17 protein-coding genes and 1 tRNA gene are annotated in these 24,019 nt (G+C 67.2%); 9 read left to right on the top strand and 9 right to left on the bottom strand.

What is annotated here, in order from left to right; translation table 11 throughout:
- The first annotated feature begins 58 nt into the window (after positions 1-58).
- Together KIH78_RS06825 and KIH78_RS06820 are read left to right on the top strand one after the other, a co-directional pair.
- Positions 59-1,480, top strand: a complete 1,422-nt coding sequence (locus KIH78_RS06825) for an ATP-binding protein (RefSeq protein WP_219131746.1) — start codon at positions 59-61, stop codon at positions 1,478-1,480.
- Positions 1,481-1,731: 251 nt separating this feature from the next.
- Entirely contained in the window at positions 1,732-2,439 is a 708-nt protein-coding gene (locus KIH78_RS06820; RefSeq protein WP_236034486.1) for a LuxR C-terminal-related transcriptional regulator, read from the top strand.
- Positions 2,440-2,530: 91 nt separating this feature from the next.
- Here the strand turns inward: KIH78_RS06820 and KIH78_RS06815 are convergent.
- Positions 2,531-2,615 (bottom strand) — tRNA-Ser (locus KIH78_RS06815).
- A 184-nt stretch (positions 2,616-2,799) separates the two neighbouring features.
- On the bottom strand, positions 2,800-4,086 hold the full coding sequence (gene serS / locus KIH78_RS06810) for a serine--tRNA ligase (RefSeq protein ID WP_214314154.1): 1,287 nt from the start codon (positions 4,084-4,086) through the stop codon (positions 2,800-2,802).
- A gap of 598 nt (positions 4,087-4,684) precedes the next feature.
- Here serS and KIH78_RS06805 point away from each other — a divergent pair.
- Positions 4,685-5,809, top strand: coding sequence for a diacylglycerol/lipid kinase family protein (locus KIH78_RS06805; RefSeq protein ID WP_214314152.1), 1,125 nt, complete (start codon positions 4,685-4,687; stop codon positions 5,807-5,809).
- Between the two features lie 140 nt (positions 5,810-5,949).
- Here KIH78_RS06805 and KIH78_RS06800 read toward each other — a convergent pair whose 3' ends face one another.
- The 4 genes from KIH78_RS06800 to KIH78_RS06785 form a co-directional block, all read right to left on the bottom strand.
- Entirely contained in the window at positions 5,950-6,783 is an 834-nt protein-coding gene (locus KIH78_RS06800) for a PRD domain-containing protein (protein ID WP_214314150.1), read from the bottom strand.
- Between the two features lie 115 nt (positions 6,784-6,898).
- Positions 6,899-8,989, bottom strand: coding sequence for a glucose PTS transporter subunit IIA (locus KIH78_RS06795; protein WP_214314142.1), 2,091 nt, complete (start codon positions 8,987-8,989; stop codon positions 6,899-6,901).
- A gap of 453 nt (positions 8,990-9,442) precedes the next feature.
- Positions 9,443-11,083 carry a Spy0128 family protein gene (locus KIH78_RS10810; protein ID WP_338024126.1) on the bottom strand — a complete coding sequence of 547 codons (1,641 nt, stop codon included), beginning with the start codon at positions 11,081-11,083 and terminating at the stop codon, positions 9,443-9,445.
- Complete coding sequence (locus KIH78_RS06785; protein ID WP_219131744.1) at positions 11,080-11,259, bottom strand: hypothetical protein; 180 nt, start codon at positions 11,257-11,259, stop codon at positions 11,080-11,082. The genes KIH78_RS10810 and KIH78_RS06785 overlap by 4 nt, the downstream gene beginning before the upstream one ends.
- 273 nt (positions 11,260-11,532) lie before the next feature.
- Between KIH78_RS06785 and pgm the strand changes: the two genes are divergently transcribed.
- The 5 genes from pgm (at position 11,533) to rpiA (ending at position 20,095) form a co-directional block, all read left to right on the top strand.
- Entirely contained in the window at positions 11,533-13,209 is a 1,677-nt protein-coding gene (gene pgm, locus KIH78_RS06780) for a phosphoglucomutase (alpha-D-glucose-1,6-bisphosphate-dependent) (protein ID WP_219131743.1), read from the top strand.
- Positions 13,210-13,571: 362 nt separating this feature from the next.
- Positions 13,572-14,774 (top strand): IS110 family RNA-guided transposase, encoded by a 1,203-nt coding sequence (locus KIH78_RS06775; protein WP_219131757.1) that lies wholly within the window; start codon positions 13,572-13,574, stop codon positions 14,772-14,774.
- Between the two features lie 318 nt (positions 14,775-15,092).
- The gene (locus KIH78_RS06770; protein WP_214314134.1) at positions 15,093-18,083 is read left to right on the top strand and encodes a fibro-slime domain-containing protein; all 2,991 of its coding nucleotides are present in this window, start codon (positions 15,093-15,095) and stop codon (positions 18,081-18,083) included.
- Between the two features lie 241 nt (positions 18,084-18,324).
- Positions 18,325-19,302: a ribonuclease H family protein gene (locus KIH78_RS06765; protein ID WP_236034485.1), complete on the top strand. Its 978-nt coding sequence runs from the start codon at positions 18,325-18,327 to the stop codon at positions 19,300-19,302.
- A 94-nt stretch (positions 19,303-19,396) separates the two neighbouring features.
- Positions 19,397-20,095: a ribose-5-phosphate isomerase RpiA gene (rpiA, locus tag KIH78_RS06760; RefSeq protein ID WP_214314130.1), complete on the top strand. Its 699-nt coding sequence runs from the start codon at positions 19,397-19,399 to the stop codon at positions 20,093-20,095.
- Between the two features lie 189 nt (positions 20,096-20,284).
- On the opposite strand, the gene KIH78_RS06755 is transcribed toward rpiA, so the two are convergent.
- Positions 20,285-20,374, bottom strand: a complete 90-nt coding sequence (locus KIH78_RS06755) for a 30S ribosomal protein bS22 (RefSeq protein WP_004268639.1) — start codon at positions 20,372-20,374, stop codon at positions 20,285-20,287.
- Between the two features lie 140 nt (positions 20,375-20,514).
- Positions 20,515-21,147, bottom strand: coding sequence for a hypothetical protein (locus KIH78_RS06750; protein ID WP_214314123.1), 633 nt, complete (start codon positions 21,145-21,147; stop codon positions 20,515-20,517).
- A gap of 95 nt (positions 21,148-21,242) precedes the next feature.
- Here KIH78_RS06750 and radA point away from each other — a divergent pair, with 95 nt between their 5' ends.
- Positions 21,243-22,688: a DNA repair protein RadA gene (radA, locus tag KIH78_RS06745; RefSeq protein ID WP_219131741.1), complete on the top strand. Its 1,446-nt coding sequence runs from the start codon at positions 21,243-21,245 to the stop codon at positions 22,686-22,688.
- Positions 22,689-22,811: 123 nt separating this feature from the next.
- Here radA and KIH78_RS06740 read toward each other — a convergent pair whose 3' ends face one another.
- Positions 22,812-24,005: a riboflavin kinase gene (locus KIH78_RS06740; protein ID WP_219131756.1), complete on the bottom strand. Its 1,194-nt coding sequence runs from the start codon at positions 24,003-24,005 to the stop codon at positions 22,812-22,814.
- Positions 24,006-24,019 lie beyond the last annotated feature (14 nt).

Here is a 24,019-nt window from a genome sequence, read left to right as displayed (position 1 = left end):
TCCCTGAACCCGGGCTGATGACCCTGGAAGTCTCCCCCATGCCGGGCACAATGGAACCATGACCCAGACCGGAAACCAGCCGAACGCGGGCGCATGGGCGCCGCCGCGGGGAACGTCCGCGCCGCTTCCCCCCATGAGACCGGCGCGCCTGCCGCTGATGCGCCCGAAACGCGGACGCGTGCTCGCCGGCGTCTGCCGGGGCATCGCCCTTCACCTGGGCGTGAACGTGGCGTGGGTGCGGCTCGCGTTCGTCGCCGCCACGCTCATCTGGGGCGGCGGCATCGTCGCCTACCTGTTCCTATGGATGTTCACGCCCGCCGGGGACCCGGCCGCCGCGGCCGCGGCGCACACGCAGGCCGCGCACGCGGCCGAAGCGCCGCTTGCGCACGGCAACCGGGACATGACCACCGGACGCACACGCGCGGAATCGGCCGCGGAAGCCATGTCCGGCACGACGGAGAACCTGCTCGAAGCGCTGCGCCACGCACCCAAGCCGGCACTGGCCGCGGCGGCCGGGCTCCTGCTGCTCGTCCTCGGACTGTCGCTGGGGCTGACGCACCACGGCGCGCTCATCGTGCCCACGCTGCTGGCCGTATCGGGGCTGCTCGCCGCATGGTCGCGGTTCGACGCGCGCACCGGACAGCTGCCCACCATGATCCTCGGCCTCATCCTCATCTTCCTCGCCTACGTGGCGTTCGTGACTGACGTGATGTACTCGGGGATGCTCTCGTATTCGAAACGCATCATCGTCGCCGGATTCCTCCTGCTCGCCTGCGTGGTGCTCGCCATCCTCCCCTGGGCGAACTCGATGATCCGTCAAGTCACCGCCGAACGGGCCATGAAGGAACGCGAGGAGGAACGCGCCGACATGACCGCGCACCTGCATGACGGTGTCCTGCAGACGCTCGCGCTCATCCAGCTGCACAGCACCGAACCGGACACCGTGTTCACGCTGGCCCGCAGCCAGGAGCGGGAGCTGCGCTCATGGCTGTATCAGGAGCGCGCCACCACGGACCGGTCGGTCGGTGCCGGGCTGAAGGCCATCGCCGCGCAGGTGGAGGACACGCACGGCAAACCCATCGACGTGGTGACCGTGGGCGACGCACGCCCCTCCGCCGCCACCGACGCGCTGCTCGACGCCACCAACCAGACGCTCGTCAACGCGGCCACGCACGGCGCGGAACCGATCTCCGTGTACTGCGAGGCCGGCCCCACGCTGGTGGAGGTGTTCGTGCGCGACCACGGCCCAGGATTCGACGTGGACGCGATCCCGCCGGACCGGCTCGGCATCCGCGAATCGATCATCGGGCGCATACGGCGGCGCGGCGGTACAGTGGAGATCGTGTCGAGACCGGGATGGGGCACCGAAGTGCGCATGCACATGCCGATCGCCGCCGAGGCCGGCGGGCCGGCGGCGTCGGCGGGCGCGGCGGGCTCGACGAAGGCGACGGGCGCGGCGGAACCGAAGCGGTCGGCGTGAACGGTCGAAGCGGTCGGTCGAAGCGGCCGGATACGGACGGAACGACGGGAACGAACGAAACGCACGAAACGAACGAAACGAACGGAGAGGAAGGAGCACCGATGGACGGGCGGACGGCAGGACAGGCGACCGGACAGGCGAACGGAGGCGCGACGGCCAAGTCGGCAGGATCGACCGGGCAGACGGCAGGACAGAGCGAGGGGACCGCGAACGACAAGCGCATCCGCCTGGCGGTGGTCGACGACCATGAGATGTTCCGCGCGGGCGTCATCGCCACGCTCTCGCCGTACTTCACGATCGTCGGGCAGGGCGCCGACGTGGAGGGGTCGATCGCGATGATCGCCGCCACCAAACCGGACGTCGTGCTGCTCGACGTGCACGTGCCCGGCGGCGAAGGCGGCGGCGGCGCGGAGATTCTGCTGAAATCGCATCCCCTCTCCCCCGCCTCCGCGTTCCTCGCGCTGTCCGTCTCGGATTCGCCGCAGGACGTGGGATCCGTGATCCGCGCCGGCGCGCGCGGCTACGTCACCAAGACCATCACCGGCGACGACCTCGTCTCCTCCATCCGTCAGGTACATGAGGGCTACGCGGTGTTCTCGCCGAAACTGGCCGGATTCGTGCTGTCCGTGTTCCAGGGCGGCCCGGCCGGCGGCGATGCGGGCGCGGATGGCGTCCTGGGACGGGCGGGCTTCGCCGGCGCGCCCGGCACGTCGGGGACGTCATTCGGGTTCGGGCCTGACGGACGCCCGGCGCACGACGAGGAGCTCGACCGCCTCTCGAACCGCGAGCAGGAGGTGATGCGGCTCATCGCGCGCGGCTACACGTACAAGGAGGTCGCCGCGGAGCTGTTCATCTCCATCAAGACCGTGGAGACGCACATGAGTTCGGTGCTGCGCAAGCTGCAGCTGTCCAACCGCACCGAGCTCACCCGATGGGCGGCGGACCGGCGCATCGTGTGAATCCGTCGCATCGTGTGAATCGCCGGATACGACCGGAACCGCCGGATACGACGAAGGCCCCGACCGCAATGGTCGGGGCCTTCGCATGAGGCGGACAGAGCGAGATTCGAACTCGCGGGAGCTTGCGCTCCAACGGTTTTCAAGACCGTCTCTTTAGACCGCTCAGACATCTGTCCGTGGCGCGCGCGGGCCGTTTCGGCTTCGCGCACGACGTTCCATTATACAGATGGGACGGAGAACGCCCCGGTCGGCGTGACGGACGTCACGCCTCCCACTTGACGAAGAGTCCAGTGGACTCTTCGTAGCAGCGCACAGCGATAGCGTCGTGCGCGTCGCGGAACACAGCAGGCGTGACGGACGTCACGCCTCCCACTTCGTCGGCTCGATGACCTCCTTGCCGCCCATGTACGGACGCATGGCCTTCGGGATCTCGATGGAGCCGTCCTTCTGCTGGTGGTTCTCGAGGATCGCGACAAGCCAGCGGGTGGTGGCGAGCGTGCCGTTCAGCGTGGAAACCGGGCGGGTAGAGCCGTCCTCGGTGCGTTCGCGGATGTTCAGGCGGCGAGCCTGGTATTCGGTGCAGTTCGAGGTGGAGGTGAGCTCGCGGTAGCGGCCCTGGGTGGGCACCCAGGCCTCGCAGTCGAACTTGCGGGCGGCGGAGGAGCCGAGGTCGCCGGCGGCGGTGTCGATGATGCGGTACGGCACTTCGACCTTGGCGAGCATCTCCTGCTCCATCTCGAGCAGGTGCTGGTGCTCCGCGTAGGAGTCCTCCTGCTTGGCGTAGACGAACATCTCCACCTTGTCGAACTGGTGGACACGGATGATGCCGGAGGTGTCCTTTCCGGCGGCGCCCGCCTCGCGGCGGTAGCAGGAGCTCCAGCCGCAGTAGCGCAGCGGGCCGTTGCCGAGGTCGAGGATCTCGTTCTCGTGCATGCCGGCGAGCGCCACTTCGGAGGTGCCGACGAGGTACTGGTCGTCGGGCTCGCGCAGACGGTAGATCTCGTCGGCGTGGGAGTTGAGGAAGCCGGTGCCGCGCATGACCTCGGGGCGGACGAGCGTCGGGGTGATGGCGAGCACGAAGCCGTGCTGCTCGGCCTGGTCGACGGCCATGGTGAGCATCGCGATCTGCATGCGGGCGACGGCGCCGCGCAGGAAGTAGAAGCGGGAGCCGCCGACCTTGACGCCGCGGCGCATGTCGATGCCGGCCACCTCGGTGCCGAGGGTGAGGTGGTCCTTCGGCTCGAAGCCTTCGGCCGCGAAGTCGCGGATCTGGCCGACCTTCTTGACGACGACGTAATCGTCCTCGCCGCCTTCCGGCGCCTCCGGCTCGACGATGTTGGACAGCTTCCACATGGCGGTGGTGTATTCCTCGGAGGCGGCGTCCGCGGCGGACTTGTATTCGGCGACCTTGGCGGCCAGCTCCTTGGTCTCGGCGATCAGCTTGGCCTTCTCGTCCGCCGGGGCGGCGGCGACCTTCTTGCCGATCTCCTTCTGCTGGGCGCGGGCGGCCTCGAACTCCTTGAGGGAGGAGCGACGCGCCTCGTCGGAGCGCAGCACCTCGTCGACGAGTTCGACGGACTCGCCGCGCTTGCGCTGGGATTCCTTGACGATATCGGCGTGTTCACGAATGAATTGAATATCAAGCATGCGGCCAAGCCTACCGCCGCAAGCCGACACGCGGGGCGGCCGTCCCACCCGGACGCGCGGGCCCGCAGTCGCGTCGCACCCGTGCCAGCCGCAGCACGCATCCGACGCAACCAGTCGCCCAACATCGGTTCCATGCCAACCATGGCACGCATCCGACGCGAACAGCTACTCGACATCGGTTCCATGCCAACCATGGCACGCATCCGACGCGAACAGCTACTCGACATCGGTTCCATGCCAGCCGTGGCACGCATCCGACGCCTACAGTCCTTTCAGCATCGCCACCATGCCAAGGATGGCACACATCCGACGCAGACGGCTACTCAGCTGGCGCATCCGTGCCAACCATGGCACGCATCCGACGCCTACAGCCGCTCAACATCGGTTCCATGCCAGCCGTGGCACGCATCCGACGCAGACAGTGCGACCGCCGCCGAGCAGCATCGATCGGCACCGATGCCGGCACACCTCCCGGTCCGCATCCACACCTCCCAGCACCACCACCACACCAACACCAACCCGCACCCACGTGCAGGAATCGTCGAATTTCGACGTGGCGATGCGGGATTCCTAGCGCATTATGAGCAGAATAAAGGTTATGCCCACCAGCGCCATCATTTTCGCAGTAGTCCTCGGCGTCGTCGCCGTCATCGTCGCGGCAGCGTTCGCCGTCCGCGCCCACCGCCGTCAACGGCTCGCCGAGAAGCTGGTGAAACGCAACGACGACCAGGTGCATTACGCGTTCATCGTGAACCCCTCGAAGCCGCAGGCCGAGGAGCGCCGCCGGCGCATCGAACGGTTCTGCGAGGCGAAGGGCCTCACCGAGGTCGAGTTCATCGACACGCAGCTCGACAAGGACGGCCGCGCGTGCGCGCTCGAGGCGTTGAGGCACGGCGCGGACGTGGTGGTGGCCGTCGGCGGCGACGGCACCGTGCGCACCGTGGCGAGCGCGGTCTCCGGCACCGGGCATGCGTTGGGCATCGTGCCGATCGGCACCGGCAACCTGTTCGCCCGCAACATGGGCATTCCGGTGGACGACATCGACGCGGCGCTCACCGTGGCCACGTCGCACGGCTCGCGCCGCGTGGACATGGGACGTCTCACGCTGCTCGACCATCCGGAGGAGGACCATGGCCATGCGTTCCTCATCATCGCGGGCGTGGGTTTCGACGCGGCGATGATCGACGACACGGACCCGCAGCTCAAGAAGAACATCAGCTGGCTCGCCTATTTCGTGGGCGGCGTGAAGAACCTGTTCGCCCCGAAGTACCGTGCGGACGTGACGATCCGCAGCGCGGACGGCGGCGTGCATTCCAGGCGAGATCTGGTGTTCCGCACGTTCATGGCGGGCAACTGCGGGCAGATCCCCGTGTTCTCGCTCATGCCGAACGCCTCGTACAACGACGGCCTGCTGGATTTCGAGATCATCGACACGACCGGCGGCATCCTGGGTTGGGCGAACCTGTTCGGCGACGTGGTGCATCAGACCATCACCGGCAAGGCGGAGCAGAATCCGCTGTCCACGAACTCCACCATCGACCAGGTGCAGGGTGTGAGCGCGGAGCTCATGCTGGAGAAGAGCGCGCCGGCGCAGGTGGATGGCGACATGCTGCCCGCCACGCGGCACATCCGTTTCGATGTGGAGCGTGAGGCGCTCATCGTGCGTGTGCCCGAGGTGAGGCCGGATCTGTCCGCCACCGGTACGATTCCGGTGGTCGCCTGACGCCCGGTTCCTTGCGACGTCCAATTCCTTGCGACGTTCGATTCGCACCTAGGCCCCGATACGACGACGGCCGCCCGCGGTTTCCGCGGGCGGCCGTTTCGATGTCGTGCGGCGTCTCCGCCTTCCTTCCGGACTCCGGCTCAGGAGGCGGTGACGCGCGCCACGTGGAGGGTGAGGTAGGCGACTTCGTCCTTGGTGAGCGTGGTGTCGAGACGCAGCTCGATGAGCGCGGCGATGCGCCGGGCGCAGCTGGACGCCTTCGGATAGGACTGCGTGATCGATTCGACGATGGCGTCGGGCTCACGTTCGAGCTGGCTGTGCTGGTGGATGCGCACGAAGAGGTAGCGCAGATGTGTGATGAAGCGTCCGACGTTCACGGAGTGCTCGTCGAGCGTCATGTCGTAGGCGCTTTCGATGACGGCGAGCAGCTGTTGGATGACGCCGGTCATCGCGTACGTGTGGGACAGGTCGCCGGTGGAGAATCCGGCGTTGACGAGATGCAGTGCAAACGCCACGGATTCGCTGGCCGGAAGCGTATCGTCCAACCGGCGATTCAGGGCTTCGAGCAGCGCCTTGCCCTGCAGGTATTCGCGCTCGTAGAGCGAGCGCACCTCCTCGGTGAGGGGGTAGGGAATCGCGGGGATGCCGTTCTTGGCGCGTCGCAGCGCACCGCAGACGTGGTCGGCGAGCGCCATGACGAGGGTCGGGGTCTGCGCGGCCTCGCCGCCGAGCCCGATCTCATCCATCGCATCGGCGACGAGCTTGATGATCTCGGGGGGAATGTCACCCAGCAGCTGGGCCATGTGGTCCGGGTCGCGGCCGTCGGCGGGCACGAACACGCGCACGACCTTGGCCTCGTCGACGGGCATGCCCGGCTTGGCTTTGAAGCCGAGCCCCCGGCCGGTGAGGATGACTTCGCGTCTCCCGTCCTTCGCCAGGACGACGTTGTTGTTGAAGACGCGCAGAATCTCCATGATGTCCCTTCCTTTGCCGGTGAACAGCCGGCGCGCCGGCTCCCGAAGCCCGCCCTCGTGGGGCCGGACCGGGAACCGGCGCGCCGGAACTGATCACTGTCTGGTCGCTACCAGATCACTTCTCGATGGCGATGACCTCGTCGCCCGCCTTGACGTCCACGCCCGTCTTCGGGGTGACCGACTTGAGCGCGGCGGTGTTGAGGACCGTCATCACGGTGGTGGTGCTGTATCCGGCTGCCTTGACCTTATCAAAATCAACGGTCACCAGCGTGTCGCCGGCGTTGACGTGCTGGCCCTTGGCGACGGCCACGGCAAAGCCGTCACCGTTCAGCTTGACCGTGTCGATGCCGACGTGCACGAGCACTTCGACGCCGTCGTCGGTCTTGAGGCCGAAGGCGTGGCCGGTCTCGGCGACGGTCTGCAGCTCACCGGAGACCGGGGCCTTGACCTCGGAGGCCGCCGGCTGGACGCCGACGCCTTCGCCGAGGGCGCGGGAGGCGAAGACCGGATCGCCGGTCTCATCGAGGGTGATGACGTGGCCGTCGACCGGGGCGAGCACGGAGGTGGTCGGGGCGGCGGTCTCGGCCGGAGCGGCAGCGGCGGCAGGCGTGGCGGCCGGGGCCGGAGCGGTCTCGACGGCCGGAGCGGCGGACTCGCCGTTCTTGGCCTTGGCAGCGGCGGCGGCGCGGGCCTTCACTTCGGCCTTCTGCTCCGGGGTGCGGTAGTCGAAGGTGATGATGAGGAACATCGAGGTCAGGAAGGCGGCCGCGATGGACACCGCGTAGACCCACATCTGATCGAAGACCGGGATGGTGAGCAGGGAGGTGAAGGCGAACGTGGTAGTGGTCACGCCGTGCACGCCGGCGGAGGACGGGAACAGCCAGCCGAGGACGGCGATCACGACACCGCCGACGCCACAGCCGACCAGCATGCGGGAGTAGATGAGCTTGTAGCGCAGGTGGATGCCGTAGAGGGACGGCTCGGAGACGCCACCGAGGAGGCCGGCGGCGAGGGCGCCGATGGAGGTCTGGCGCATCTGGTCGTCCTTGTCACGGATGGAGAGGAAGAGCACACCGGCGGTGGCGCCGAAGCAGGCGAAGTTCCACGTACCCATCGGGCCCTGGATGAAGTCGTAGCCGAGCGTCTGGATGTTCATGAGCATGAGGGCGTTGAGCGGCCAGTGCAGACCCAGTGGCACGAGGAACGGGTAGAGCAGCGGGATGGCGATGGCGAAGATGAACGGCGCGTGCGAGTTCATCCAGGACAGGCCGACGCCGACGCCGTTGCCGGCCCAGACGCCGATCGGGCCGATGATGAAGGCGGTCAGGGCGCCAACGATGATCATCGAGAAGAACGGCAGGAAGACGAGCTGGACGCTTTCGGGGATGATCTTCTTGAGCCCGTGGTACACGAGGGCAAGCACGGCGGCCATGAGCAGCGGCACGAACACGTTGCCGGAGTAGTCGGACATCTGCATCGGCAGGCCGAACACGGTGGTGGTGCACTGCTTGCTGCCCATCACCTCGACGCACTTGACGGCGTCCCCCCACTGCTTGGTGTCCTGCAGGGTGGTCATGAACTGCGGGGTCAGGAGCATGGCCATGATGGAGCCGCCCAGCCACGGGTCGACCTTGAGCTTCTTGGCCGCGTTGTAGGCGACCATGATGGGCAGGAAGTAGAACACGCCCTTCCAGATGGCCTGGATGAACACGAGGCCAGTGGTGGCGGTGTCGTTCGGGATCACGCCGAGGGAGATGAAGAGGTTCACCAGGGCGATGATGATGGAGGCGCCGAGCAGCACGCCCAGGATCGGGCGGAAGGAGTCGGCCAGGTACTCGAAGAAGTTGTCGAGCCAGGCGACCTTGCCACGGATGCCCTTCTTGCGTTCCGCGGCCTTGAGGTCCGCGTTGCTCATCTCGCCGTCGTCGTCCGGCACGGTGCCGGCGCCGAGGCCCGACATCTCCGGCAGGTGCATGATCTCGTCGTACACGGACGCGACCTGGCCGCCGATGACGACCTGGTAGCGGTCGCCGGACTGCGGCACGCCGCCCAGCACGACCTTGTTGGAGTCGAGGGAGGCCTGGTCGACCTTGCCCCCGTCCTTGAGTTCGAAACGCAGTCGGGTGGCGCAGTGCGTCAACGACTTGACATTGGCGGCACCACCGACGGCGGTGATGATCGCCTTGACATCGTCCTGATGCGACATCAAATTCTCCATTCCTGTTGTTCTCCAGTGAAGTAGTTACCTTGCGTGATCGTCATCGACCCGAGATAACAAGAAAGACCCGGGGCTAAGCCTGTGAGGTCGCAAGCGAATATGCTTGTGGCTCGGCTCACGCCCCAGGTCTTGCCTCGAAATCTTGAGTAGCAACCCTGCTAAGGAAACTGACGTCCGTCAGTGTAACACGTCGCCATTCAATCAGCAAACGTTTTCTAAACAACCCCCCAAAACGGCTTCGTTCCAACGTTTTTCGCGCGACGCGCCGGCGTTCCGCCGTTCTCCCCGGGAACGACGGAGCCGTCCGTAGGGAAATCGATTTCCCTGCGGACGGCTCCTGCATGGGTTTGCGACGCCGTCGTCCCCGCGGCCCCGTCACAGGTTCCGCGGGGACGTCACGACGTCACGTCCGGTTCGGTCGGTTCGGCCGGCCCGGCCGGTTCAGCTGCGACGGCGCGCGGCGAGCATGCTGCCGGCGGCGATGATGCACGCGGAGGCGAGCGCCGCGATGGCGAGCACGGACGCGCCGGTGCGGGAGAGCGCGGCGGCGCGCGGCGCGGCCTTGGCGCCCGGCTTGCCGGCGTTCGGGGCGGCGGGCTTGTCGGATTCGCCCGGCTTACCCTGCTCGCCCGGCTTGGTCGGGGCCTGGTAGGTGTTCGCGAACGTGGCGGCGTCCACGGGCTCGCCGTCCTTCTCGTAGGCGACGGCGGCGGTCAGCGTGTTGTTGTCGTTGCCGGTCACGGTGACGGTGACCGTGTAGACGGTGTCGTCGTAGGTGACGCCTTCGGCGTCGCCCTTGACCTGCGTGAGCGTGTACGTGTGGACGCCGGGTTCGGTGAACGTCAGCGGGTCGAACGCGACGGTGCCGTCGGCGGCGTTCGTCGCGGTGGCGACGACGTCATCGGAACCGTCCGTGGCGTCCGACGCGGTGGCGACGCCATCGGCGTCGGCCGACTTGAGCGCGAAGGCGAACTCTCCGGCCTTGGCGGCGCGGCCGGACAGGCTTACGGAGGCCGCGGGCGCGGCGGTCACGGGCGCGGCGTCCACCGTGTTGTCGAAGGTGAACAGGCTCTTGCTCGGGGCGACGGAGACCCACTTGCTGCTGGAGCCGAAGGGGCCGGACGTGGTCTCGAGCTTCCAGGTGGCGAGCTGCTCGTCGCCGCTCCACACGCTCATCGTGCCATCCTGGTTGTCCTTGAGGGTCAGCGTGAACGTCTTGGTGGCCTGCTTGTCGAGCGTGACGCCGGCGAGCTTGTTCGGGTACAGGGCCTCCTGGGTCACCTGGTACGTGAAGTCCCTGGACGCGGCGCCGTCCAGATAGCCGGGCTGGAAGCTCATCGCCAGATAGTCCTTGTCTCCCACCACGCCGCGGAACGAGACGGTGCCGTCGGCCTCGTTGGAGCCGGTGAACGGGAACGACGGGCTGACGATGGTCTTGTCGGCCGTGTCGCCGACCTGCGTGACGGTGTACTTGAGCGCGCCCGCGTAGGCGGAGCCGTCCATGGCCTTGCCGGAGGCGGCTCCGGTGAACGTGACGCCGCCCTTGATGGACGCCTTCGCGTCATGCTTCGGCGCGATCGGCGTCTCCTTCACCGTGTTGGTGAAGGAGAACAGGCTCTTGCTGGGGGCGGTGGGGACCCACACGGTGCGGTCACCGAGGAGAGGGTCGTGCTTCGTTCCGAGCGTCCAGAGGGCCAGCTTGTCGCTGCCGCTCCACACGCTCATCGTGCCGTCCTGATTGTCCTTGAGGGTCAGCGTGAACGTCTTGTTGGCGTCCTTGTCGAGGGTGACGTCGGTGAGCTTGGACGGGAACAGGGGTTCCTGGGTCACCGTGTAGTCGAAGTCCACGGACTGCTTGCCGTGGAGGTAGCCGGGCTGGAAGCTCAGGCCCAGATAGTCGGGGTCCACCGAACCGCGGAACGTGACCGTGCCGTCGGCGTCGTTGGATCCGATGAACGGGAACGACGAGCCGACGATCGTCTTGTCGGTGGTGTTGTTGGTCTGCTTGACGGTGTACTTGATCGCATCCTTGTAGGCGGTGCCGTCGACCTTCTTACCGGTGATGGAACCGACGAAGGTCACCCCCCCTTGATGGACGCCTTCACGTCGTCCTTCGGCGTGACGGCCGCCTGCGATCCGTTCGCCGACGGCGTCGTGTCGGCCGCGCTGGCCGCGAGCGGCGCGACGGCCATGGCGGCCATGGCGGCGACGCCCGCAAGGGCCGCGACGGCCCTGCGTGCATGGTTCGAGAATGTCATTCCCGATGTCCTTCCTCTGCTTCCGCCCGTCCGAAGCATGCCTGGAGGCATGGGAAGCGACGGACGGGACTCCTTCCCGAGGGAGAGCATAGGGAGGGAAATGTCACGGCATGTTTCATGGTCCGTTCGGCGGACCCTCGGAACGCTCTCGGCGGACGCCCAGCGAACGACACGCCATGTCCCGGAAGCGTCACCGACAATTCACTCACATTTCAGAACAATTAAGCACAAAATGTTACGTGTTGCGCACGCGTCCGGCCGTACAATGGGAGCATGGTAGCTAACAATGCGGGCCAGCCCGCCACCCCAGCAGATCTGATCAACGTCGATGAGGTCATCGGCAAGTACTACGACCTCGTCCCCGACCCGTCCGTCCCGGAGCAGCGTGTCATCTTCGGCACCTCCGGCCACCGCGGATCGTCCCTGAAGACCTCGTTCAACGAGGCCCATATCGTCGCCATCTCCCAGGCCATCGCCGAATACCGCAAGCAGGCCGGCGTCACCGGCCCGCTGTACCTCGGCTCCGACACCCACGCGCTCTCCGGCCCGGCCAAGAAGACCGCCATCGAGGTCCTCGTCGCCAACGGCGTGCACGTGCGCATCGACTCCCGCGACGACTTCGTGCCCACGCCGGTCGTCTCCCAGGCAATCCTCACCCACAACCGCGCCGCCGACGGCACCCAGCGCTTCACCGGCGAAGGCCTGGCCGACGGCATCGTCGTCACCCCGTCCCACAACCCGCCCACCGACGGCGGCTTCAAGTACGATCCCGTCACCGGCGGCCCCGCCCCGGCCGACGTGACCAACGCCATCGCCGCCCGTGCCAACGAGCTGCTCGGCGACTACAAGAACGTCAAGCGCGTGCCCTACGAGGAGGCCATCAAGTCCGAGTACGTCGAGGGCTTCGACTTCCGCGAGCACTACGTGTCCGACCTGGAGAACGTCATCGACTTCGACGTGATCCGCAACTCCGGCGTGCGCCTCGGCATCGACCCGCTCGGCGGCGCATCCGTCAACTACTGGCCGCTCATCAACGAGAAGTACGGCCTGAACATCGGCGTGGTGCGCCCCGAGGTCGACCCGACCTGGCGCTTCATGACCATCGACCACGACGGCAAGATCCGCATGGACCCGAGCTCTCCGTACGCGATGAAGGGCCTCGTGGACCAGCTCAACGCCGGCGCGTGGGACAAGTACGACCTCGTCGGCGGCACCGACCCGGACGCCGACCGCCACGGCATCGTCTGCCCGGACTGGGGTGTGATGAACCCGAACCACTACATCGCCGTGTGCGTGGAGTACCTGTTCGGCGGCAACCGTCCCGGCTGGCCGGAAGGCGCCGCCGTGGGCAAGACTCTCGTCTCCTCCTCCCTCATCGACCGTGTCGCCGCGTCCATCGACGCGAAGGTCATCGAGGTGCCGGTCGGCTTCAAGTGGTTCGTCGACCCGCTGTTCAAGGGCGAGGTCGCGTTCGGCGGCGAGGAGAGCTCCGGCATGAGCTTCCTGCGCCGTGACGGCCGCGTGTGGACCACCGACAAGGACGGCCTCATCCCCGACCTGCTCGCCGCGGAGATCACCGCGAAGACCGGCAAGAACCCGGCCGAGCTGCACAAGGACCAGGTGGCCCGCTTCGGCGAGTCCTGGTACAAGCGCGTCGACACGCCCACCACGCTCGAGCAGAAGCAGAAGTTCGCCAAGCTCACCGGCGACGATGTCACCGCCACGCAGCTCGCGGGCGAGGACATCACCGCCAAGCTCACCGAGGCGCCGGGCAACCACGCCAAGATCGGCGGCCTCAAGGTCACCACCAAGGACAACTGGTTCGCGGCCCGCCCCTCCGGCACCGAGAACATCTACAAGGTGTACGCCGAGTCCTTCGAGAGCCCCGAGGCCCTCGACAAGGTCCTCGCCGAAGCCACCGAGGTGGTCGACAAGGCTCTCGCCGAGTGACATCCGAGTGACATCACCCAGCCTCCTCCAACGGAGCGCATGATGAAGGCGCTCGAATCCCCTCCACGGGGTTCGGGCGCCTTCGTTGTGCCCATTACCATGTTTGGTAGGTCCCGGTGGTCGGGGCCGGGTCGCCGGTTCCGGTATGACTGTCTCGCCCTGTCGTTGATGATCCGGGGGGTGTTGTCGCCGGGAGCGGGGGCATCCGATGACCGCTGATAGGAACCAGGCCGGCCGCATGGACGCGTAGGGGCGCATGGCCCAGGTCTCTCCGTAATGTGGGTGCGGCGCGGGCGCCCGGACTCACTCGCCAACCGAGAGTCGCGGCGGCCGACGGAACATCCTCAATGACGGGAGGAACGATGATGGGACCGGACGACATCGACGTGTGGGTCGGCCTGGACGTCGGCAAGAGCGCGCACCACGCGTGCGCCCTCGACCGCGACGGGAACACCCTGTACGACAGGCCGCTGAAACAGGACGAGCAGGCCATCCGCACGATGCTGGAACGCCTCCGCGAACACGGCCGCGTGCTGCTGGTCGTCGACCAGCCCAACACCATCGGCTCCCTGCCCCTGACCGTGGCCCGGAGCATGGGCGTCACGGCCGCGTACCTGCCCGGAACGGCGATGCGCCGGACCGCGCAGCTCCTTCCCGGGGCCGCGAAGACCGACCAGCGCGACGCGCACGTGATCGCGTGGGCCGCGCTCAGGCTCCCCGAGAGCCTCAGGGACGCGGGCCCGGACGACGAGACCCTCGCCGCCCTGAAGCTGCTCGCCGGCCACGACGAGGACCTCGCCCACGAATCCACCCGCCACATCAACCGCCTGCGGAGCCTGCTCCTGCAGACCCACCCCGCGTTCGAACGCGTCCTGAAGGGCGACCGCATCGCCCACGACGCGACCCTCGCCCTGCTCGAGCATTACGGCGGCCCCACAGGCATGAGCAAGGCCGGCATCGACCAGGTCAGGGCGTGGGCCAAGGACAACAAGCTGCGCGCCGGGACCATCATCGACGACATGTTCAAGGCGATCGGCCAGCAGACCGTCACCGTGCCCGGCACGCTCACAGCCGAGACCATCATCCCCGCGATCGCCCATGACGTCAAGACCATCAAGGACCGGCGGCGCGACCTCGCCGCGCAGGTCGAGAAGCTCCTGGAGGACCACCCTCTTCTCCGGGTCCTGACGTCGATGCCCGGGGTGGGCGTCAGGACCGCGAGCAACATCCTCCTCGGCATAGGCGGCGACGTCACCCGCTTCAAAAGCGCGGCCCACCTCGCCGCGTACGCCGGCATCGCCCCCGTCACCAGCCAATCCGGCACCAGCATCAAGGGCGAACGCCCCGCCCGGGGCGGCAACAAACAGCTCAAGAACGCATTATGGCAATCCGCGTTCGTCGCGTCCACCAAGCACCCGCCCTCCATCGCCTACTACAACCGCAAACGCGAACAAGGAAAACACCACAACGCCGCCGTCATCTGCCTCGCCCGACGCCGCTGCGATGTCATCTACAGCATGCTCAAGAACGGCACCCTCTACCAGGAACCGACCCTCGCCGCCTGAACACCACGAAGAACGAACACACCAGCCGCCACCGGCAAGGCGAAGCACGCCCACGACAACCAAACAAAACCCGACACATCAACCCCCTACGGAATTGACAAAAACATAGGAACACCCCCCTATTTCGACCAACAACCTGTTTTTATTGAATAAAATATTTGTTTGTAAATAACTTGTCATTATTTAAATAACTCCGCGCGCCGCCGTCCTGCAGGACATACACTGCCCCTGATAGGGGCAATAAAGCCCCCGAATAGGGATTCACCGCACGGGACACCCCCCGACCGGTCCTCCGAATCCCACAGGAAAGGACCACTTTTGGCATCTCAGGAGAAGAACCACATGGCGCGCGTCATCCGAGCCGCCATATGCGCCACGGCCGCTTCGGCCACACTGATGGCGGTCGGCATCGCACCGGCGTCCGCCACCCCCTCCAGCGCTTCCGTCGACGAAGGCAAGACGCTGACCCTGCCGGTTCAGTTCATCGACTACGACAAGGACAACCTGCTGTTCGAATACGCGATGGGCGCGGGCACCGGCGCCGACGACCTCTCGCTCAACAACGGCAAGAACGACACGGCGAGGACCGGCCTCGTCGCCGACACGCTCGGCAAGAACGGCATGCCGCAGTACGACAAGGCCGCCGTCGAGCAGATCGCGAAGGGCATCGACACGGAACTGGGACGCGCGGACGCATCCGACATCCCGTCCGACCCCGCGCAGCGCACCATGTTCCAGCGCCTGCTCGCGCAGTTCATGACGAAGGCGGCCACCAAGTCCACCGTGCTCAACCCGGCGGACCCCGGTGACGGCGTCGCCGGCGCGTTCGGCAAGTGGAGCTGCGGCGACGGCTCCGCGATCGTCGACGACACCTGCATGACCCCCGCCGCCGACGGCACCGCCCCGTCCGTCACCACGCTATGGGAGCAGAACGGCAACGGCGTCTACGGCTACAGCAAGGCCTCCACGCTCACCAGCGGCGCGTTCACGGTCACCCCGAACACCGAATACAAGTTCAGCGTCTGGGCCGACAACGGCGGCACCACCGCAGCCGACATGAACGTCGCCATCAGGAACGGCAAGAGCGACGCCATCACGGCGTACAACGCCGCTCCCTCCGACGCCGCGCGCACCACGCGCGACAGCGTCGCGAAGGACGCCGGCGCCTGGCAGGACTTCTACTTCAACAGCGGCGACGCCAAGGCCATCACAATCGCGCTGACCCCCGCCGCCGACGCGAAGACCGTGCGCATCGCCGGAGCCCAGCTCGTCCCCGCGGGCGCCAACAACGCGTATGACGCCGCCGACGCCGCCTACACCGGCATGCTCGGCGACGGCACGCACTACTTCTACGCAGGCAACCCGGACGCCGCCGACAACACGAAGTTCGGCAAGTGGACCGTCTCCGGCACGGGCAAGGACACCGAGTACGCCGAAGGCAAGGCCTCCAAGGTCACCGGCACGATGATGTGGTCCCAGGACGGCGACAGCGTGCTGAGCATGGCCGGCACGGCCGTCAAGCCGCTGACCCGCACCATCACCGGACTCACGCCCGGCGAGACCTACACGGTCTCCTACGCGCGCGGCTTCGTGCAGGCGGCCTACGCCGGCATCAAGGCGACCGACGCCGCCGGCACGACGATCCCGCTCACGGTTCCGGAAACCGACGCGAACAAGGGCGCCAACACGGTCGACCAGATCGACCCGGTCGCCAAAAACGACACGGGCGAGATCAGCTCCTTCGACCTCACCGTGCCGAAGGACTCGAACGGCGCCGTGACGCTCTTCATCCTCGCCGGCAAGGACAAGGACCTCCACTACCGTGCGGGCAACATCACCATCAAGCCGAAGCACAACACGCTGAAGTCCCAGACGTACGCGGAGGCCGTCGCCTCCGTGGACCTCAAGAAGAAGATCGACCTCTCCTCGGACAGCACGGACAACGGCATCGGCGTCTTCCAGAGCCCGATGGCATACGCCTACTACATGCTCAACAACCTGTTCACCGGCAACGCCGGCACGCCGTACTTCGGCTACGACAAGATGGTCCTCGCCTATGACGGGTCCAAGTCGGCGCATGGCCATCAGATCGACAAGTACACCTTCGCCGCGAACACGAGTGTCGAGGGCGACGTCACCTACCAGCCGGGGACGAAGGACGCCCCGGGCAGCGTCGCCTACGATCCGACCGCGACGAAGAGCGAGACGGACGGCAACTTCGGCTTCTTCCCGCTGGACGGCATCGACGGCGGTGAGATGACCGAAGGCAACATCGGCATCCGCGACGAGAACGGCAAGCCGGTCGTCAAGGACGGCAGGAACGTCTACGTCAGGAAGCAGCACAACTACCACTACGCCATGAAAAGCAACGGCGTCTTCACCTACCATCAAGGCGCCGGCCAGTTCTTCGACTTCACCGGCGACGACGACGTGTACCTGTTCGTCAACAACAAGCTCGCCATCGACCTCGGCGGCGCGCATACGGCGGCCAGCAAGGATGTCGACCTCGACGCGCAGGCGAAGTCCCTCGGACTGCAGGACGGCAAGACCTACCGCTTCGACTTCTTCTACATGGAGCGCCACACCGACGAGGCCGACATCAAGGTGACGACGAACCTCGACGTCACCGCGCTCTCCTCCGACTACACGCTGCTGGTCTCCAACGTGCTCAACGGCAAGGCGATGAACGACGGCGACTACCAGTTCACCGTCAAGCCCGCCGACACGGACGCGCAGGGCAACGCCATCCCCGAGGCCGACCGTACGGCCGCCGCCACGATGCTCGGCCTCGACGCCGCCGACATCGACACCGGCAGGACCTACGACTCGCCCAAGAGCGAATCCGGCCGTGCCGTCAACCTGGCGGAGCCCCTCACCCTGAAGTTCACTCCGGAGAACGCCGGCACCTACGTGTACAACATCGCCGAATCGCACGTCCCCGGTGACGCCGCGGCCGGCTACACCAACGACAGTGCTCCGAGGAAGGTGGTCATCACGGTCACGAAGGACGACACGTCCGACACCGGCTTCACGGTCACCACGACCGTCGACGGCAAGGAGCTGGAATCCGAGAACGGCGTTCCGCCGATCATCAGCTTCGTGAACAGCTGGAAGGCCCCCTCCGTCAAGCCGGGCGAACCGAACAAGCCGACGAACCCGGCCACACCGAAGCACGACGACGGCGCGGTCGCCGGCCAGCCGAAGCACGAGCTCGCGCGCACCGGCGCCTCGGTCCTCGTCGCCGTCGTGGCGTGCATGCTCCTCGCCGGAGCGGGCATCCTCGCGCTCGCCACCCGCAGGCACGACTGACGCAATCACCCGCCGGACACGGTGAGCCTCGCCGCAGGTGAGGCGGATATGACTTGGCCCCTCAAGACGAGGGGCCAAGTCATATCCACGGCCGTATTCCCACGCCCCGACCGGCATGCGCCCGCCTGGGGGACGCCCTTCCGTCCCGCATGCGGGTGCCGGGTGCCGTTAGGGTGGAGGCATGACTGACACGATTGTGGTATCGACGGACGGTTCGGCGCTCGGCAACCCGAACGGGCCGATGGGATGGGCGTGGGCCGACCACGCGAAGGACGCGGGCGACGGCGGCGAGCCCGGACACGAGCACGATTCGCGCGGCTACGACGCCGGCGGCGCCACGAACGGCACCAACCAAATCGGCGAACTGTGCGCCGTCCTGGAGGCGCTGCGCGCGCATCCGGGGCCGCAGAAACTCATCATCGAATCGGACTCCCAATACGCCATCAACTGCTCGACGAAATGGGTCAAAGGCTGGAAGCGCAACGGCTGGAAGAACTCGCAGAAGAAGCCGGTGAAGAACCGCGAGCTCATCCAGGCCATCGACGAGGCGATCTCGAACCGTCCCGGACCGGTCGAATTCAAGTGGGTGAAGGGACACGCCGGCAACGCGGGCAACGAGCTCGTCGACGAGCTCGCGCGCACCTACGCCGGCGACTGCCGCTCGGGCGCACAGGACGGATACCTGCCCATCGAAGGCTGGCGCTCGCTGCTGAACTCCGAATACTCGCGCGGCACCGACGTGCCGCCGGACGTGCAGCTCGTCCTCGACGGCAAGGCCGACGCGTCCGGTCTGCGCGGGACGCACGCGAACGACGGCAAGTCCGACGCGCGTCGCGACGCGGCGTCGCGGACGGCTGCGACACGCGCGTCGAAGCCGAAGCTCGCGGACCTGCTCGCCGAACCGGAGGGCGTGCCGGACGACCTCGGCGCGGCGAAGGCGGACGCGTCGGACACGACGGGCGCATCGGCGGCGGACACACGGGCGGCGTCATCGGCCGCGGAGCCGTCGGCGGCGCAACAGACCGCGCCGCAGGCCGCAATGCCGGGCCTCACGCCGAGCGGACTGAAGGTGTCGGGCGAGGTGCGCTTCTCCCCCGCACCGAAGACCAGCCCGTTCTACAACGGCGAGGCGATGCACGTGCACGGCTGGATCGCCGTGGACGGCTTCGTGGACGGCGACGGCAACCTCACGCTCACGGCCGCCGACTTCCTACGCTGAACACGCCGTGAACAGAAGCGGACACCATCTCACAGCATCGCCCACCCGCGTTAGGATAAGTACGGATTTTTCATCCGTACGGAAAGGAAGCACCATGGATAAGGCACAGCAGGACGCCCTGAAGAAGGCCGCCGGCATCGAGGCCGCCAAGCTCATCGAGAACGGCATGATCGCGGGCCTCGGCACCGGTTCCACTGTCAAGTTCCTCGTGGACGAGCTCGGCCGCCGCGTCAAGGAGGAAGGCCTCCAGTTCACCGGCGTCACCACGTCCCGCCGCACCCAGGCCCAGGCGGAAAGCTACGGCATCAAGATCGTCGACATCGACGATGTGGACCACATCGACGTGACCATCGACGGCGCCGACGAGGTCGACAAGGACTTCAACGGCATCAAGGGCGGCGGCGCGGCCCTCCTGTGGGAGAAGATCGTCGCCACCAACTCCGACAAGATCGTGTGGATCGTGGACGAGTCCAAGGTCGTCGACACCATCGGCAAGTTCCCGCTGCCGGTCGAGGTCATCCCGTTCGGCGCCGGCCACGTCATCAAGAAGTTCGAGGCCAAGGGCTACAAGCCGGTGCTGCGTCTCGACGCCGACGGCAAGGAGGTGCGCACCGACGAGAACAACTACGTCGTCGACCTGCACCTGGAGAAGATCGAGCACCCGTTCGACCTGGCCGAGGACCTCATCAACACGGTGGGCGTCGTCGAGCACGGCCTGTTCCTCAACATGGTGGACACGGTCATCGTGGGCGACCCGAACGGCCCGCGCGTGCTGACCAACTCCAACAAGTGAGCCGCGCATAACCCGGTCCTTCACCGGCGCGCACGCATGGACGCCGCATCCGTCCCGTACGGATGCGGCGTTCGTCGTCTTCGGCGGGACGCCCGCGGGCATCCGGACGCCGCGGGCGGACGCGGATATGGAAGGACCCCGCGCACCGGTTCGGTGCGCGGGGTCCTTCATGCCTTCGTGCAGGTAAGACTACTTGCGCTGGTGGCGGGTCTTACGCAGCAGTTTGCGGTGCTTCTTCTTGCTCATCCGCTTGCGGCGCTTCTTGATGACGGAACCCATCTGAAGCCTCCATTCCGATTAATCGTAAAAGTTGCAACTCGCACGAGTATACACACTCTTGAGGACGATGTCACCGGCACGTCACGATGTCGTCATGTTCCGGCCCGATGACGTCCATATGACGGGCGTCACGACGGGCGTCACAGCGGGAACTTCTGGTAGAAGCGCTGCAGCTCGTCCTTCGTGCCGGTGGCCTGGAACACCACGGTGTCATTGCGCCAGACGGCCGTGCCCTGCTTGGGCTGGTCCTTGTCGGTCTTCACCACGTATTCGCCGGTGTTGTCGCCCTGCACCTTCACCGCGCCGGACGCGATCTTCTTGCCGTCCAAGGCGCCGGTGAGCGCGTTGTACTGCGTGGTGGCGTCGTCGGAGGAGCTCCACTGGGCCACGATGAGCGTGATGTCCTGTCCCTTCTTGCCGGTGGAGTACGTGAGCGTGTACTCCTCGAGGGGAGTGGCCGAGTTCCAGGTGGTGGAGGCGTCGGCCTTGGTGCGTGCGAAGTTGAGCACGCTGTCCGGCATGGCCTTGAGCAGTTCCGTGGCGCCGTCCGGCAGATCCGTGGCCTTGATGGTCGGCGTGGTCGGCTCCTGCGTCTGCTGCTGGGAGGTGGCGGGCTTCGACGCCTCCGTCTTGTTCAGCGCCCAACCCGGCCAGACGAAGGCGGAGAGCAGGGCGAGGATGATGACCAGGGCGGCCGCGACGATCACGGCGATGAGCTTGCCGTGGGAGGGGCTTTGCTGCGCGGAACGAACGGAACTACGTGTATTCGACATGCCTTCGATTGTGGCACAGCCGCGTGACGCGCCGACGGGCACGAGGAACCGGTAGATATCTACCGGTGGTCCGTTCGCGGACGTACCGTCGAGGCATGGCGAAGACGAATGTGCAGTATGTATGCGGCGAATGCGGCTGGAGCGGCGGGAAATGGTTCGGCCGCTGCCCCGAATGCGGGCAGTGGGGCACCATCGAGGAGTTCCATGAGGCCCGTCCCTCCGCGGCGGCGAGGCGGGGCGGCGTGTCCGCAGGGCCGGCGGGGCGTATGGGCCATACGCGTGCCGGCGTCGTGGCGGAAGGCGCGGCGCGTCCGATCACGGAGGTCGGCACCGAGGACGTGACGCGTCTGCCCACGGGCTTCTCGGAGTTCGACAGGGTGCTCGGCGGCGGCATCGTGCCAGGGTCGGTGGTGCTCGTCGCCGGCGAGCCGGGCATCGGCAAGTCCACGCTGCTTCTGGAGACGGCAGGCAACATCGCCCGCGCCCATGCGGCGGACGGCGGGCGCGTGCTGTACGTGTCCGGCGAGGAGTCGCAGGGGCAGGTGCGGATGCGCGCCACGCGCATCGACGCGGTGGAGCCGAACCTGCTGCTGGCCGCCACCACGGACCTGGCCACCGTGCTCGGGCTCATCGAGCGGGAGCGTCCCACGCTGGCCATCGTCGATTCGGCGCAGACCATCATCTCCCAGGACGTGGATGGCATCTCCGGAGGCTCCACGCAGGTGCGCGAGGTGGCGAGCGCCCTCATCGACGTGGCCAAGACGTTGGACGTGCCGGTGCTGCTGGTCGGGCACGTCACGAAGGACGGTTCGATCGCCGGCCCGCGCACGTTGGAGCATCTGGTGGACGTGGTGTGCCAGTTCGAGGGCGATGGAGAGACCGCGCTCAGGATGCTGCGCGCGGTGAAGAACCGGTTCGGGCCCACGGACGAGGTGGGCTGCTTCGACATGAGCGGCGAGGGCATCGAGGAGGTGACCGACCCGGCCGGTCTGTTCCTCTCCTCCCCCGGCGGCGCGGACGGTGACGGCGACGCCGACGGCGAGACGACGGTGGAGGGCACGTGCGTGACGTTCACGTTGGACGGGCACCGGTCGCTGCCGGTGGAGATCCAGTCGCTGGTCACGAATTCGGTGCTGCCCACGCCGCGCCGCGCGGTGAACGGCGTGGACGCCAACCGCATCGCCATGCTGGTGGCGGTGCTGTACCGTCACGGGCACGTGAACCTGCTGGGCAACGACCTGTACGTCTCGACGATCGCCGGCGGGCTCGCGAAGGAGCCGTCCTGCGACCTAGCCATCGTGGCCGCGTTGGCGAGCGCGGCGAAGCACGCGCCGATCGCGCGCACTACCTGCGCCATCGGCGAGATCTCGCTGACCGGACAGGTGAGGCCCGCGCCGCGGATGGAGTACCGTCTGCGCGAGGCGGCACGGTTGGGCTTCACCACGGCCGTGGTGCCGAGGCTGCGCAAGCGCGTCGAGATCCCCGGCCTGCGCATCGTCGAGGCCACGACGCTCAAGGCCGCGCTCGACGTGCTGCTGTAGTGCCGGAGACGCGGGTCGCCGATATGCGGCGTCCCGCCCACCCCACAAGGATGGACGGGACGTCACGAAGGCCGGAAGGCGGCGGGGATGCACCCCGGAATGCACCCGGGTGCGGGACCGCGCTCAGGCGGTGAGGTGCTTGGTCTCCTCGACGTTGCGCCTGAGTTCGGCGGCGAGCGCGTCGGCGCCGTCGAACCTCACCTGCGGGCGCAGGAATCCGGCGAACTCCACACGCACCTTGTGCCCGTAGAGTTCCAGCCAGTCCTCGGTGATCGCGTAGGCCTCGACGACGCGCTCGTTGAGGCCGGTCTTCTCGCTGAACGTCGGCTTGGTGCCGATGGAGATGGCGGCGGCCCAGCGGCGGGGCTCAGTTGCCGTCTCGGCGGAAGCGGAGGTCTCGGCCGCCTCGGAGGCGTCGTGCTCCCCCGCTTCGCCTTCGTCGACGAGCCAGCCGGCGTACACGCCGTCGACCGGCAGGTATCCCACGACCTCGTCGGACAGGTTCGCGGTGGGGAATCCGATGGTGCGGCCGCGCTCCTCGCCGTGGACGACGATGCCTTCGACGGCGTGCGGACGTCCCAGGATCGCGTTCGCGTCCTTGATGCGGCCATGGCCCAGCAGGTAGCGCACGTTGCTGGAGCTCCACGCGCGGGTCGCCTTGGCCTGGCGCTTCTTGCTCCACGCGCGGCGTTCCGCCTTGGTGGCCCCCGCCAGCGGGTCGGCGGGCTCGCCCCACTCCTCCGGCATCTCCGGCTTCCAGTCGCGCGGGATGCGCACTTCGCCGGGGCCGCGGTCGTCCACCACGTCGAGTTCGAACACGCCGGTCGCGGCGGCGAGGTTCGCGATCGACTTGACGTCGCCCTTGCGGCCAGCGCCCATCGCGGCGTCGGAGCCGAGCACGAGCGTGCGCATGCCGAGCTTGCCGGTGAGCTGTCCGAGGAAGAAGATGTACGATTTCGCGGCGAAGGCGAGCGTGTACCGCACGACGAGCGCATGCTCGACGCCGAGCTCCTCCAGCACCCTCAGCCGATCGTCCACGCCATTGAGCGCGTTCGCGTCGATGACGCCGTCGCCGGGTTCGGCGCCGTCGTGCGCGGCGGCCCACCCGTGCACGAACGCAGGACGCGGGTCGAACAGGATCACGACGGAGAACGCGTCATGCTTGTGCGCGAGCTCGACCACGCGGCACACGACCGCCTGATGCCCCAGGTGCATGCCGTCGAACGCGCCCAGCGTGACCACGGCGCGCTTGTCGTTGTCGAAGGACGGCCACGCGACGTCGCCGTCCCCGTCCGGGGTCAGATACGTGATGTTCATTGCCATTGCGTTCG

The organism is Bifidobacterium saguinibicoloris, assembly GCF_019331725.1.
GTDB classification, from domain to species: Bacteria; Actinomycetota; Actinomycetes; order Actinomycetales; family Bifidobacteriaceae; genus Bifidobacterium; species Bifidobacterium saguinibicoloris.
This window is presented reverse-complemented; position numbering and strand designations above follow the sequence as displayed.